14 protein-coding genes are annotated in these 13,981 nt (G+C 60.9%); 7 read left to right on the forward strand and 7 right to left on the reverse strand.

The window, feature by feature from the left end; translation table 11 throughout:
* Together GTP69_RS27955 and GTP69_RS31535 are read left to right on the forward strand one after the other, a co-directional pair.
* On the forward strand, positions 1 to 191 hold a 191-nt coding region (locus GTP69_RS27955; RefSeq protein WP_161057949.1), incomplete at its 5' end, for a hypothetical protein.
* A 277-nt stretch (positions 192 to 468) separates the two neighbouring features.
* Positions 469 to 846 carry a porin gene (locus GTP69_RS31535; protein ID WP_371868164.1) on the forward strand — a complete coding sequence of 126 codons (378 nt, stop codon included), beginning with the start codon at positions 469 to 471 and terminating at the stop codon, positions 844 to 846.
* Between the two features lie 36 nt (positions 847 to 882).
* On the opposite strand, the gene GTP69_RS27965 is transcribed toward GTP69_RS31535, so the two are convergent.
* Positions 883 to 1,071: a hypothetical protein gene (locus GTP69_RS27965; RefSeq protein ID WP_161057950.1), complete on the reverse strand. Its 189-nt coding sequence runs from the start codon at positions 1,069 to 1,071 to the stop codon at positions 883 to 885.
* A gap of 98 nt (positions 1,072 to 1,169) precedes the next feature.
* Between GTP69_RS27965 and GTP69_RS27970 the strand changes: the two genes are divergently transcribed.
* Both GTP69_RS27970 and GTP69_RS27975 read left to right on the forward strand, forming a co-directional pair.
* The gene (locus GTP69_RS27970; RefSeq protein WP_229261185.1) at positions 1,170 to 2,117 is read left to right on the forward strand and encodes a KH domain-containing protein; all 948 of its coding nucleotides are present in this window, start codon (positions 1,170 to 1,172) and stop codon (positions 2,115 to 2,117) included.
* A gap of 40 nt (positions 2,118 to 2,157) precedes the next feature.
* Entirely contained in the window at positions 2,158 to 2,475 is a 318-nt protein-coding gene (locus GTP69_RS27975) for a hypothetical protein (protein WP_161057951.1), read from the forward strand.
* A gap of 52 nt (positions 2,476 to 2,527) precedes the next feature.
* Here GTP69_RS27975 and GTP69_RS27980 read toward each other — a convergent pair whose 3' ends face one another.
* Positions 2,528 to 3,889, reverse strand: coding sequence for an MFS transporter (locus tag GTP69_RS27980; protein WP_161057952.1), 1,362 nt, complete (start codon positions 3,887 to 3,889; stop codon positions 2,528 to 2,530).
* 258 nt (positions 3,890 to 4,147) lie between these two features.
* On the opposite strand from GTP69_RS27980, the gene GTP69_RS27985 reads away from it, so the two are divergent.
* A complete protein-coding gene (locus tag GTP69_RS27985) occupies positions 4,148 to 6,379 on the forward strand; it encodes an NADP-dependent isocitrate dehydrogenase (RefSeq protein ID WP_161057953.1) in 2,232 nt (743 codons plus the stop codon).
* Between the two features lie 44 nt (positions 6,380 to 6,423).
* Here the strand turns inward: GTP69_RS27985 and GTP69_RS27990 are convergent, their stop codons facing one another.
* The gene (locus GTP69_RS27990; RefSeq protein ID WP_161047774.1) at positions 6,424 to 7,047 is read right to left on the reverse strand and encodes a hydrolase; all 624 of its coding nucleotides are present in this window, start codon (positions 7,045 to 7,047) and stop codon (positions 6,424 to 6,426) included.
* Positions 7,048 to 7,184: 137 nt separating this feature from the next.
* Here GTP69_RS27990 and GTP69_RS27995 point away from each other — a divergent pair, with 137 nt between their 5' ends.
* Positions 7,185 to 7,718, forward strand: coding sequence for a hypothetical protein (locus GTP69_RS27995; protein WP_161057954.1), 534 nt, complete (start codon positions 7,185 to 7,187; stop codon positions 7,716 to 7,718).
* Here the strand turns inward: GTP69_RS27995 and GTP69_RS28000 are convergent.
* The 4 genes from GTP69_RS28000 to GTP69_RS28015 all read right to left on the reverse strand — a co-directional run bounded on the left by GTP69_RS28000 (position 7,702) and on the right by GTP69_RS28015 (position 11,291).
* On the reverse strand, positions 7,702 to 8,130 hold the full coding sequence (locus tag GTP69_RS28000; RefSeq protein WP_161057955.1) for a copper chaperone PCu(A)C: 429 nt from the start codon (positions 8,128 to 8,130) through the stop codon (positions 7,702 to 7,704). The two genes, GTP69_RS27995 and GTP69_RS28000, sit on opposite strands and share 17 nt — an antisense overlap.
* Complete coding sequence (locus GTP69_RS28005) at positions 8,127 to 8,741, reverse strand: SCO family protein (RefSeq protein WP_161057956.1); 615 nt, start codon at positions 8,739 to 8,741, stop codon at positions 8,127 to 8,129. Before GTP69_RS28005 ends, GTP69_RS28000 begins: the two co-directional genes overlap by 4 nt.
* A gap of 91 nt (positions 8,742 to 8,832) precedes the next feature.
* Positions 8,833 to 9,216, reverse strand: a complete 384-nt coding sequence (locus tag GTP69_RS28010) for a DUF2946 family protein (RefSeq protein WP_161057957.1) — start codon at positions 9,214 to 9,216, stop codon at positions 8,833 to 8,835.
* A gap of 68 nt (positions 9,217 to 9,284) precedes the next feature.
* Positions 9,285 to 11,291, reverse strand: coding sequence for a methyl-accepting chemotaxis protein (locus GTP69_RS28015; RefSeq protein ID WP_161057979.1), 2,007 nt, complete (start codon positions 11,289 to 11,291; stop codon positions 9,285 to 9,287).
* Between the two features lie 409 nt (positions 11,292 to 11,700).
* On the opposite strand from GTP69_RS28015, the gene GTP69_RS28020 reads away from it, so the two are divergent.
* A complete protein-coding gene (locus tag GTP69_RS28020) occupies positions 11,701 to 13,962 on the forward strand; it encodes a carboxy terminal-processing peptidase (protein ID WP_161057958.1) in 2,262 nt (753 codons plus the stop codon).
* Positions 13,963 to 13,981: the final 19 nt, after the last annotated feature.

Consider the following 13,981-nt stretch of genomic DNA (forward strand, 5'->3'; position numbering starts at 1 on the left):
CCGTCCAGGTCGAGCGGCTGGCGCGCCAGCCGGCGGCCGATCGCGGCGAACTGGCGGCCTTGGCGCGCGCGATGCAGGGCATGCGCGAGATCGCCGGGCGCAACATCCAGGTGGCGCGCCGTTCCGCCGCCAGCGTGGAGCGCATCCAGCTCGAAGCGTTGCGCTTTGCGCGCCGGCTGGCACAGGCCTGAGCCTGCATTTTTTTTTGCATCAAGTAATCGTTCGATAATTTAAAAAACTGTGAAGGGATTGGTCATGACGCGACGGTGCAGGCAAGCGGGCATGTGGATGGCGATACCGGTGGCGCTGGCCGGCGCCAATCGGGCCGCGCGCCCAACGACGCCCTGTTTGCGCGCAACGCCTATGGCGGCCTGCAGACGCCATACGGCGAAGTCAAGCTGGGACGTGTGCTGAATCCGGTGTTTCTGGCGACGGCGCAAACTGACTTCATTCCTGGCGGCGCAGACGGTGCGGACGGGGCAGGCAGTGGTCACGCCCGGCCTGTCGCGGCAAGCCAGCTATTTCGCCGGTGGCAATTACCGCTTCGACGGCTGGAACGTCTACGCTGCGTACAACGTTGCGTTGGGTGTGCTGCCGCAAGGGAGCGCCAGGACCGGCCAGCTCGGCGTGTCGGTGGCGGCCGGCAGCGGCAATATCCTGGCGTCGTGGGCCCGCACCAGGAACGCCAGCGACGCCGCGCCGGACAGTCGGCGCGATACCGGCGCCTTCGGCTACAACTACAGCGCTTCGCCCCGTACCGAGTTATATGCGGTGTTGCAGCTCGACCGTCTCAGCACGGCCAATCGGGCCCGCACCTGTGCGCTCGGCATGCGTCATCAGTTTTAACTGGATCGTCTACCGCCATGCCAACCAGCTGCCGCCTTACTGCGTGTCGACCGCTTTAATCTTGAAGAAAGGCAGTAGACGGAAGGCCTGATAGGTGCCGACCAGCGACAGCGGCAAGACCACCATGTGCATCACGCGCTCCACTGAGCGGTCGCTGATGTGCAGCAGGTTCAAGATGGCATAGGCGATGACGCCGCCGATGACCAGCGACAGTAGCAAGCGCAAGAGTTCTTTATTCCGGTGGTTCATGTTTTGTAAGAAGAATTGATGTTGCTTATAGCTTACTGTAAAGTTGACAATCAAAGCTGCTAAACTCTGCGTTTATGCCGATACAGATCCACGATTTGCCCGCCCTGGACAACCGCCACGTCAAGACCAGCACCGAGGACGTGATGGTCGACCATGTCATTCCCGGCGAATTGCTGGTGATTACGTTTGGCTTCGTCTCGTGGGACAAGCGGCCGGATTTCGATTTCTACGGCCGCCTGAAAAAGCTGGAGCAGTTCAGCGGCTGCCACATCAACAAGATCCTGGTGCGCGATTCCGGCAATAGCTGGTATCACCGCGCCATTGGCGGTCTCGGCGCGCATCCGGACGAGACCGCCGCCAGCCTGCGCGCGCTGATCCGCGAGATCCGTCCCAGCAAAGTGGTGACTATCGGCCAGTCAATGGGGGCGTATGCGGCGCTGATGTATGGGCTGTTGCTGGAAGCGGACCAGGTGATTGCCTTTGGGCCGCTATCTTTCCTCGATCCGGCGCAAGCCTTGCTCTACCACGAGCGGCGCTGGCTGTCGGTGATGCGCGACCTGGCCACCAATCCGCCGCCATCCCGCTACGACGATCTGCTGGCGCTGGGCCGCAGCAAAGCCGGCAAGCTGCCGGACATGCACATCCTGTTCGGTACCAGGCCGGACAAGGTGGGCAGTACCGAGTCGGTCAACCTCGACGCCATGCACGCGCACCGGCTGTCGGCGCTGGGCAGCTGTACGCTGTATCCATTTCCGTATTCGGGCCATCCGGTGGTGCAGCACCTGATCGACACCAAGCGCATCAACGCCTTGCTGGCCAAAATCATCGCCGGCATCGAACTGGAAGAAGAGGATAAGGAAATCACGCCCGACTGGCAGGGCTGGATCGCAGAGAACCTGCGGCTCGGTGGTGCGCCGGAGGAATTGGTGGACATCCTCCAGCAGCATGGCTTTTCACATGCAATCAGCTTCCACGCAGTAGAGCAGGCATGCTTTGAACAGAATGGCGTTCTCCGTCAATAATTGTTATATTGCTACTTTCAATAACGTTGGGGAGACGCACATGGGTACCGAATTCAAGGTCGCAGGCATCGACGAGGGAAAAGTCATCACTTTTGCCGACGGCGAAGACTACATCCACACGCAAATATCGCTCGCCGCAGGGCAGACCGACTACCGCGCGGTGAGCGCAACCGACAAGTTTCTCGTGTTTGCGGTGCAGTTTGACCCGATTATTCACGGCCAGACCGCTGCGGATGGCTCCAGCATTGTCTGGCACACCCAGCTTGTTGGCAGCAAGGGCAGCTGGTGGAACCTGTTCGTGGTCGAGAACAAGGCGGACGTGCCGGTCAGCGTCATCGTCAAGACCAAGAGCATCTGATCAGCGCCGGCGCCGCATGCCTGCGGCGGCGCCGGCCAACCGGCGTGACGCGTCAAACGGCGTTGCGACTCGGTTCGATGGCGCGCATCACCGGCGTCTTGAATTCAAAACGCTTGATCTCGCCGACCATCAGCAGATAGCACAGGATGGTGACCACCGCGTTGGCGCCAACGAACACCAGCGCGCCAGCGAAGGTGCCGGTGGTTTGCAGGATGTAGCCGATCACGATCGGGGTGGTGATGCCGGCGGTGTTGCCAAAGGTGTTGAACAGCGCGCCGCTCATGCCGCCGGCTTCTTTCGGCGAGGTATCCGCCACCACTGCCCAGCCCAGCGCACCAATGCCCTTGCCGAAGAAGGCCAGCGACATCACGGTAATGACCAGCCAGTCGGCATCGACGTAGTTACACACGATCATCGAAGTCGACAGCAGCATGCCGCAGACGATCGGCGTCTTGCGCGCCACCGACAGCGATTTGCCCGATTTGATCAGGCGATCCGAAATCACGCCGCCCAGCACGCCGCCGAGGAAGCCCGCCACCGCCGGCAGCGCGGCCACAAAGCCGGCCTTCAGGATGGTCATGTGACGCTCTTGCACCAGATACACCGGGAACCAGGTCAGGAAGAAGTAGGTCAGGGTGTTGATGCAATACTGGCCGATGTAGACGCCCAGCAGCATGCGGTTGCCCAGCAGCTGCTTGATGCAGGACCAGGTGTCCAACTTGGTGGTGGCGGCGACTTTGTCCTTGCTTTCCAGGTCCACCAGCGCGCCGCCCGCTTCAATGTAGGCGATCTCGGCGGCATTGGCTTTCGGGTGGTCTTTCGGGCCATACACGGTTTTCAGCCAGATGAAGGCCATGACGACGCCCAGGCCGCCCATGACGAAGAACACGCTTTCCCAGCCGAAGGTATGCACCAGCCAGCCCATGATCGGGGCGAACAGCACGGTGGCGAAATACTGCGCCGAGTTGAAGATGGCGGCAGCCGTGCCGCGTTCGCTGGTCGGGAACCAGGCCGAGGCGATGCGCGAGTTGCCCGGGAAGGAGGGCGCTTCCGCAGCGCCGATCAGCAAGCGCAGGATAAACAGGGTGGTGACGGCGGCGGCGCCGGTCAGGAAGCCGACCGTGCCCATCAGCATGGTGAAGATCGACCACAGGAAGATACTGAAGAAATAGGTGATTTTGGAACCGAAGCGGTCCAGCAGCCAGCCGCCCGGCAATTGGGCCAGCACGTACGACCAGGCGAAGGCGGAGAAGACGAAGCCCATTTCCACCGGACTCAGGCCCAGCAGGCGTTTCAGTTCGGGGCCGGCGATCGCGATGGTGGCGCGGTCGGCGTAGTTAATCGTGGTGACAGCGAACAGGATGGCGAGTATTGTCCAGCGTACGCGGGTAGCTTGGGGTTGTTGCGTGGTCATGCGGTCTCCTTACTTTTGGTGCGACGATCATAGCCCAGATATCAGACATCATACAACCACATATCTACTTCTGCTTTGCTAGTAAACGTTTAACTTGTTGATTTCTATACACATGCACCATGGCAGTGCGGGCCTGGGTTGTATGATGACAAGCCTGCTTATGAATACTCTGGCATCGTTTGCACAAAGCGGGCCTTGAGGGTTTAAAATAACGGGCGGAATTACTCCATAGCACCGATCGATTACGAGGGAATGAACATGGCAACACAAAATCCAAAAATCATCTACACGCTGACTGACGAAGCGCCACTGCTGGCAACGTATTCCCTGCTGCCTATTATTAAGAAGTTCACCGCACCAGCTGGCGTTGACGTGGTTGCGAGCGACATTTCGGTCGCTGCGCGCGTGCTGGCTGAGTTCCCTGAATTCCTGACCGACGAGCAAAAAGTCCCGAACACCCTGGCTGAACTGGGCGCGCTGACGCTGAAGCCGGAAGCCAACATCATCAAGCTGCCGAACATTTCGGCCTCCGTTGCTCAGCTGCAAGCGGCGATCCGCGAACTGCAAGGCAAGGGCTACAAGCTGCCGGACTTCCCGGATGACCCGAAGACTGACGAAGAAAAAGCCCTGAAAGCCCGCTACAGCAAGTGCACCGGCTCGGCCGTGAACCCAGTGCTGCGCGAAGGCAACTCGGACCGCCGCGCGCCAAAAGCAGTGAAAGAATACGCCCGCAAGCACCCGCACTCGATGGGCGAATGGAGTCAGGCTTCGCGCACCCACGTGTCGCACATGCACGCCGGCGACTTCTACCACGGCGAAAAGTCGATGACGCTGGATAAAGCGCGCGACGTCAAAATGGAACTGATCACCGCCTCCGGCAAAACCATCGTGCTGAAACCGAAGGTCGCGCTGCAAGCCGGCGAAATCATCGACTCGATGTTCATGAGCAAAAAAGCGCTGCTGGACTTCTACGAGAAAGAAATCGACGACGCCTACAAAACCGGCGTGATGTTCTCGCTGCACGTCAAAGCCACCATGATGAAGGTATCGCACCCGATCGTCTTCGGTCACTGCGTGCGCATCTTCTACAAGGACGCGTTTGAAAAACACGCCAAGCTGTTCGATGAACTGGGCGTGAACGTCAACAACGGCATGGCCAACCTGTACGAGAAAATCGAAAAGCTGCCAGCGTCGCAGAAGGACGAGATCCTGAAAGACCTGCACGCTTGCCTGGAACACCGTCCGAAGCTGGCCATGGTCGATTCGGCCAAGGGCATCACCAACTTCCACTCGCCGAACGACGTCATCGTTGACGCTTCGATGCCAGCGATGATCCGTATCGGCGGCAAAATGTGGGGCGCCGATGGCCGCACCGCCGACGTCAAGGCTGTCATGCCTGAGTCGACCTTCGCCCGTATCTACCAGGAGATGATCAACTTCTGCAAATGGCACGGCAACTTCGACCCGGTCACCATGGGCACCGTGCCGAACGTCGGTCTGATGGCGCAGCAAGCTGAGGAATACGGTTCGCACGACAAGACTTTCGAAGTCGCTGAAGGCGGCATCGCCAACATCACCGATCTGGCCACCGGCGAAGTGCTGCTGACCCAGACCGTGGAAGCCGGCGACATCTGGCGCATGTGCCAGGTCAAGGATGCTCCGATCCGTGACTGGGTCAAGCTGGCCGTGACCCGCGCGCGTCAGTCCGGCATGCCTGCCGTGTTCTGGCTGGATACCTACCGTCCGCACGAAGCGGAAGTGATCAAAAAAGTTCAGGTCTACCTGAAGGATCACGACACCAGCGGCCTGGAAATCCACATCATGTCGCAGACCCGCGCCATGCGTTACACCCTGGAGCGCGTCTCGCGTGGCCTGGACACCATCTCGGTGACCGGCAACATCCTGCGCGATTACCTGACCGACCTGTTCCCGATCCTGGAACTGGGCACCTCGGCCAAGATGCTGTCGATCGTACCGCTGATGGCGGGTGGCGGCATGTACGAGACCGGCGCCGGCGGTTCGGCGCCTAAGCACGTCAAGCAGCTGGTGGAAGAGAATCACTTGCGTTGGGATTCGCTGGGCGAGTTCCTGGCGCTGGCGGTGTCGCTGGAAGAGCTGGGCATCAAGAACAGCAACGCCAAAGCCAAGATCCTGGCGCAGACGCTGGACGTTGCAACCGGCAAGCTGCTGGACAACAATAAGTCGCCGTCGAGCCGTACTGGTGAGCTGGATAACCGCGGTAGTCACTTCTACCTGTCGCTGTACTGGGCGCAGGCGCTGGCAGCGCAGACGGATGATGCGGAACTGGCCGCCAAGTTCGCGCCGCTGGCCAAGCAGCTGTCGGAAAACGAGACCAAGATCGTTGATGAACTGAACAGCGTGCAGGGTTCGGCACAGGAAATCGGCGGTTATTACCAGCCGGATCCAGTGAAGACTGAGGCTGTGATGCGTCCAAGCGCGACGTTCAACGCCGCAATCGACGCGGTTTAAGCGTCAACGCACGTCATTCCCGCGAAAGCGGGAATGACGGCTTGTTACTGCGGCGGCGTCAGCATCTGCTTGGCGTAGCGCAAGCCCACGCCATAGCCGCCGCCGTTCTTCTCGATCACCGCGCGGGCCGCATCATAGGTTTCATGACGGGTCCAGTCGCGTTGCAGTTCCAGCAGCACCTGCACCCAGCTGGTCAGCTGCGCACCTTTGCCTGCCATCCGTTGTAGCGCCAGATCATGCCCGGTCAAGGTCAGACCGCCGCACGCATCGCCCACCACATAACATTCATATCCCGCTTCCAGCGCGCTCAGCACCGCGAAGGTGATGCACGCTTCCGTCAGCATGCCGGAGAAAATCAGCTTTTTGCGGCCGGTCGCCTCGATGGCGGCGCGCACGGTATCGTCTTCCCACGCATTCATATTGCGGCGTTCCAGCACTGGATGATCGGGCGCCAGTGCGTGCAGGTCGGGCAGCAGCGGGCCGCTGTAGACCTTGCTGGCCGAGGTGCTGATCACGGTCGGCAGGGAAAACGCCAGCGCGGTTTCCAGCAGCGCCACCGAATTATTCAGCAGCGTCTGGCGCTCCATCGATTGCACGGCGAATTGCAGGCCGGCCTGCTGGTCGAGCAGCACCAGGGCGGCGTTTTGGGGAGTCAGTAATTCATGCATGGTAAGTTCTCGCAGTGAGGGGATGATCGCAGATTGTAGGCGCACGCCCGCCAACCCGAATCCCTTGAACTGGCAGCGGCCATCTCTCTCATAGGTGGCAGAATTGACGTCATCCCAACGCCGTGCGAGGATGCCGCATGAACAGCCTGTTCGACTGCAGCGCGCTGGCGCCTTCGTGGTTCTGCGACCATCGCGACATCCTGATTTACCTGGCGCCGTCCCTGATGCTGGCGCTGGTGATCCGCGTCCTGTCGGCGCGCCATCCCTTCTTTTTCCTGTTCACGCTGGCCGGCACCATCTGCCACGAGCTGGCGCACTTCGTCGCCGGCAAGCTGACCGGCGCGCGGCCGGCGAGTTTTACGGTGATTCCGCGACGTATCGCGCGTGGTTGGGAGTTGGGCTCGGTGCGGCTGACGCACGTGCGCTGGTATAACGCCGCGCCGTCGGCATTGGCGCCGTTTGCGGTGGTGGTGCTGCCGTTTGTGGTGGCCTGGTGGCGCACCCGCAGCGGCCTGCATTTCCAGTGGATTGATGTGGCGCTGGCTTTCGCCGTCGCGCCACAGTTTCTGGCGTGCTGGCCATCGACGACAGACTGGAAAATCTCGCTGCAGTCGTGGCCTTATCTGCTGATCGCCGGATTGGCGTGGTGGATGATCAGTGCGTTGCGGTGAGTGGCTTGACCGGCGCGTCGACGACGATCTTGCTGCGCACCTTCTGCGCGTCTTCCACTTCCAGCGTCAGCGGCACTTTGTCGCCTTCCTTCAGCGGCTGTTTCAGGTTCAGCAGCATCAGGTGATAGCCGCCGGGCGCCAGCTTGACCGGTTGGCCGGGCGGCAGGTCCAGCGTTTGCAGCTGACGCATCTTCATCATGTCGTCGACCATTTTCATTTCGTGGACTTCCACCGCGCCGGCGACCGGCGAGCTGGCGCCGACCAGTTTGACGGCTTGCGTCGAAGTCAGCGTCATGAAGGCGCCGGTGGCTTTTTGGGCGGCCACGGTGGCGCGTACCCACGGTTCGCCGACGGTTACCTGGGCCAGCGCAGGCAGCGCGGCCATCAACAGCAGGGAGAGTATCTTTTTCATTTGAATAGTCCTTTCAGGAATCCGGTTTGTTGCTTGGGGTTGAGCAGCAGGCGCAGGTCATCGGCGCACTGCTGGGCGGTTTCTGCGTGTTTCATTGCCAGGCGGATCTTGCCGCTGGTGTCGAACGCGTAGGTGAGGGCGGTGTGGTCCATGGTGTAGGAACTGCCGCTCGGTACTTTGCGGTAGAAAATCTTGAAGTCCTTGGCGGCCTTGGCGGTCTGGTCCAGGTTGCCGCGCACGGCGACAAAGGTCGGATCGAAGGCGTGCATGTAGTCGTTCAGCAGCGGGGCGGTGTCGCGCTCCGGGTCGACGGTGACGAAGACCACTTGCAGCTTGTCGCCATCGGCGCCCAGCAGGCGCTTGATTTCCACCGCGCGCGCCAGGGCCGTCGGGCAGACGTCCGGGCATTGGGTGAAGCCGAAGAACAGCAGCACCAGCTTGCCTTTGAAGTCGCGCAGCGCGGCCGGTTTGCCGTTGGTGTAGAACAGCTGGTAATCCGGACCGATGGCGCTGCCGGTGATGTCGATGGCGGTGAAGCCGGACGCGGCGTGGGCACTGCCGGCCACGAATGGCAGGGCGGCCAACGACGAGATGAATAGACGGCGTTGCATAGATAATCCTGTAGGGATGTTGCTAAGGCAGGGCTTGCGTGGGTATGCCTGCATGAGGCGATACGGACACGTGGCGCTGCGGCGGACGGAGTCAGGCGGCGGCAGGTGGGCCGCGCGGCTGGGCGTCGGGCCAGATCGGCTGTTGCGGCGCGGCGGCGGGGCGCTGCGCTGGGTAAATGTCGTGGCCTTCCAGTACGGTCAGCAGGCCGCTGGCGACAGGCGGTGGCGCGTTGCTGCCGGCGTGAACGGCGCACAGCATGCAGTGTTTCATGCCGTGCGCTGGCAGGCTGCCTGGCACGCGCTTGCCGGCGCCGATGACCGAGGCCGAAGGCGTAACGCTGCAAATGTCCAGTGCCAGCGGAGTGGCCGACAGCACGCTCATCGCGTGGCTGATGGCCGGGGCGTACAGGTTCAGCAGGATCGCCAGGGAGACGATCAGGCTGGTCAGACGCCGGCGCTGGAGGAAGGTGGGCATTTTGCCATTATAAAAGAAAAAAGCCGCCGACGTTTTCACGGGGCGGCTTTGGTGGCTGGCGGGCCGGATTACTTCAGCGACAGATAGCGGTCCTGGCGCAGCGCGGGCTGGCCGGCTTGGCTGCCCAGCTTGAAGACCTTGACCACATCTTCCAGCTCATGCGCCTGATCCTGCAACGCTTGCGCGGCGGCGGCCGCCTGTTCCACCAGCGCGGCATTTTGCTGGGTAACCTGGTCCATCTGCGTCACCGCTTCATGCACCTGGCTGATGCCGGCGCGCTGCTCTTCGCTGGCGTGGCTGATCTCGGCCATGATATCGGTCACGCGGCGTACGCTGTCCACCACTTCCTGCATCGTGGTGCCGGCTTTTTCCACCTGCTTGCTGCCGGTCTCCACCTTGTTGACCGAATCGTCGATCAATTCCTTGATCTCTTTCGCTGCGGTCGCCGAGCGTTGCGCCAGATTGCGCACTTCCGACGCCACCACGGCGAAGCCGCGACCCTGTTCGCCGGCACGTGCCGCTTCCACAGCCGCATTCAGCGCCAGGATGTTGGTCTGGAAGGCGATGCCGTCAATCACCGAAATAATGTCCGCAATCTTGCGCGACGAGTCCGTAATCGACCCCATGGTTTCGACCACCTGCGCCACCACGGCGCCACCCTTGGCGGCGATGCCGGATGCGGCCAGCGCCATCTGGTTGGCTTGCGAGGCGTTTTCGGCGTTCTGCGTCACCGCGCTGCTCAGCTCTTCCATCGAGGCGGCAGTTTCTTCCAGGCTGGAGGCCTGTTCTTCGGTGCGCTGCGACAGGTCCAGGTTGCCCTGGGCGATTTCGGTCGAGGCGGTGGTGATCTGTTCAGCGCCGCGGCGCACCTGGCCGACCACGCCGGACAGGTTGTCGCTGATATTGTTCAGCGAACGCAGCACCAGGCCGATTTCATCCTTGTTGTGGATTTCCAGGTGCACGTCGAGGTCGCCGGCGGCGATGCGCTCTGCGGCTTCCTCGGCGCGCGCCAGCGGACGTGAAACCACCGCGCGCACCAGCAGGAACAGCACCACGGCGAACAGCACCAGTGCGACCAGGCCCAGCAGCGCGTAACGGTTGCGCAGCTGCGCCGCTTCGCGGGTGATTTCTTCGGTGTAGGTGCCGCCGACAATCAGCCAGTTCCATGGCTTGAAGGTGTGGAATTCGACCATCTTCTCGCGCGCCGAGCCGCCGTCTTTGTCCGCCCAATCATAGGTCAGGCTGCCTTCCTTGGCGTCCAGCATTTCCTTGACGAACTGGCGGCCGTCGTTGCTCTTCATTTCCAGCAGGTTGTCGCCTTCCTTGGCCGGATGCACCAGCACGTTGCCCAGGTTCTTGCCCGGGGCGGCGTTCAGCACGTAGATGTAGCCGGTTTCGCCGATCGTGATGGCCTTGATTTTCTGCTTCAGCATGTCCATGTTCTTGGAGATGTCGAGGCCGATGAACAGCACGCCGATGATCTTGCCGCTGGCATCCTTGATCGGGTCGTACTGGGTAATGAATTGTTTGCCGAACAGCGTCGCCAGGCCGATGTAGCTATTGCCGGCGCGCAGCAGCGGGTAGCTCGGGTGGGCGTGGTCCAGCTGCGTGCCCACGGCGCGGTCGCCGTTTTCTTTCTTCAGCGAAGTGGTGACGCGGACGAATTCTTCGCCATCGGCGGCGAAGATGGTGGCGACGACGCCGGTGTCGCTGGTGAATTTGTCCGGGATGCTGAAGTCGAGGTTGAGCGCCTTGCCGCCATGCTTGAGCGATGGCGTCGGCTTGCCGGCGATCTCGACGGTGGTGGACGGATCGAGCGTGAACGGGCCATCGTTAAAGTCGGAGGCAAACAGGCGCGCGAAGCTGGACGCTTCGTTCATCATGGCGGTATTGAACACCTCGACGGTGTTGCTGATGCCGCTCAGGTTGTACGCCACATTGGCCTTGGCGCGCTCTTTCAGCATGGCCGAGGTGCTCATGTTAATCAGGGTCAGCAGCAGCGCCAGAATGACACTGATCAGGGCGAACGTAAAAACGGTAATTTTAGTACCGACACCCCAGTTACGAGGATTCATCATTATTGTTTTCATTGATCTCTTTAGAGAAAAAGGTACAGCGGTTTGAGGTCGCTCGGAATCGAGCAGGCTCCAGGGGCGGGGGAGCGTTTGCGTAGGCGATGGGGCACTGCCTTAAGTGCTGCCTGGCGGGCCATCAACATGAAACTAAGATCATAAGCATAGCAGATTTTTGCCAAAAAGCAATAAAACCGAAGAACCACTCAAAAGATTTCTATTTATAAAACAATGACTTGAGCGGAAACTTGCTAAAAAATAAGGGAATCTACTTAGTAAAACCGGGTGAAGAATGTGGTGTTTCAGCCGCCCTTAAGCTTAGGCAGAGAAACTCTGAAATACCAGCCCCTCATGCGTGCGCTAGCCTGTAAAATGGGGCAAAACTTAATCAATATGTTCGGGAGCAATGCCGATGAAGAAGCAACTACTGTTGGTGGCCGTGTTGGCGGCCCTGTCAGTGCAGGCCGGCGCCGCCGTGCCAGAGAAAACGGCGGACACCCCTCTCAAACCACAGCCCGGCCAGACCGATGCGGCATTGTGGGCTTCGCGGGTCCTCACCAAACTGCATTACAAGCCGGTGCCACTCGATGATGCGATGTCGGAGAAAATCTTCGACCGCTACTTCAAGTCGCTGGACGCGGAAAAAATGTTTTTCACCCAGGCCGACATCGACCAGTACGCCATCGTGCGCACCCGCCTGGATGACGCCATCACCGGCCAGAATCTCAGCGTGCCATTCGGCATCTTCAACCTGTACCAGCAGCGCTTTAACGAGCGGATCGCCTATGCACGCGAACTGGTCAAACAGGGCAAGTTCGATTTCACCTCCGACGAGACCTATCAGTACGACCGCGAAAAGGCCGACTGGACCAAGAGCGACGCCGAGGTCAAGGACCTGTGGCGCAAGCGCGTCAAGAATGAATGGCTGCGCCTGAAGCTGGCCGGCAAGGATGACAAGTCGATCAAGGAAACGCTGGACAAGCGCTACGAAGGCTATCTCAGCCCGTCGCGCAAGCTGACCGCCGAAGACGTGTTTCAGATATTCATGAACGCGTATGCGATGTCGATCGAGCCGCACACCAACTATCTGGGCCCGCGCGCGGCCGATGCGTTTGACATCGCCATGCGCCTGTCGCTGGAAGGTATCGGCTGCGTGCTGCAAAGCCGCGACGATTACACCGTGGTGCGCGAAGTCGTGACCGGCAGCCCGGCCGGCCTGTCCGGCAAGATCAAGGTGGGCGACAAGATCGTCGGCGTAGCCAAGGACGACAAATCGCCGATCACCGAAGTGCTGGGCATGCGCCTGGACGACGTGGTGGCGCTGATCCGCGGCCCGAAAGATTCGACCGTCAAGCTGGAGATCATTCCGGCCGATGCTGGTCCGGACGCCAAGCACACCTTCGTGACGCTGGTGCGCCAGAAGATCAGCATGGAAGAGCAGTCGGCCAAGAAAGCCGTGTATGAAATCAAGGACGGCAACGTCAAGCGCCGTGTCGGCGTGATTTCGCTGCCGACCTTCTACATGGACTTCGAAGCGCGCCGCAAGGGCGACAAGGACTTCAAGAGCGCCACCCGCGACGTCAAGCGTCTGCTGGTCGAGCTGAAGAAGGACAAGGTCGACAACGTGCTGATCGACCTGCGCAACAACGGCGGCGGTTCGCTGACCGAGGCGGTGGAACTGACCGGCTTGTTCATCGACAAGGGCCCGGTGGTGATGCAGCGTAACGGCGAGAACAAGGTCGAAGTCGAGAGCGACACCGATCCGGGCATGGCCTGGGATGGTCCGCTGGGCGTGCTGATCAACCGTGGTTCGGCCTCGGCGTCGGAGATTTTCGCGGCGGCGATCCAGGATTACGGCCGTGGCCTCATCATCGGCGAACCGAGCTTCGGCAAGGGCACCGTGCAGACGCTGTTCGGGCTGGACCGCTTTGCGCAGAGCGACAAGGTGCATTACGGCGAACTGAAGTTCACCATTGCGCAGTTCTTCCGCATCAATGGCGGCACCACCCAGCTGCGCGGCGTCACGCCGGACATCAAGCTGCCGACCATGGGCGATTCCGACACCTTCGGCGAGTCGAGCTACGACAACGCCTTGCCGTGGACCCAGATCAAACCGGCCGTCTACATTCCGACCGGCGACGTCAAGGAAATCGTGCCGCTGCTGGACAAGAAGCATGACGCCCGCGTGGCCAAGGACAAGGACTTCCAGTACCTGGCCGAGGACATTGCGCTGGTCAAGAAGCAGCGCAAGGAAAATTCGGTGTCGCTGAACGAAGTGGTGCGTCGCAAGGAACGCGACCAGCAGGAAGCCCGCTCCAAGCTGCGCGAAGCACGTCTGCTGTCGCCGACGCCAGGCGCGGATGATCCGATCCTGGTGCCGGACCCGAAAGAGGCGCTGAACAAGGCGATCTCGGCTTCGGCCAAGACGCCAACCGGCAAGCAGGCGCAGACGCCGAAAGTGGCGGGCGTGAAAGGCGCGCTGCGCAGCGATGACGGCTTGCAGGGTTCCGAGCGTTCGCTGGCGGCCGAGCTGGAAGCGGAGAAGCAGGCCAAGGCGGCCAAGGATGTGCTGCTGAACGAAGCGGTCCACATTCTGGCCGACGAAGTTGGTTTGCTGAAAACCGATACCCGTATGGCATCGCGCGTATTACCTTACGCTGCCGACGCCAAGTAAGCAGCAGGTTTGTGAATAC

This window comes from Duganella levis (assembly GCF_009857605.1).
In the GTDB taxonomy this organism is placed as follows: domain Bacteria; phylum Pseudomonadota; class Gammaproteobacteria; order Burkholderiales; family Burkholderiaceae_D; genus Rugamonas; species Rugamonas levis.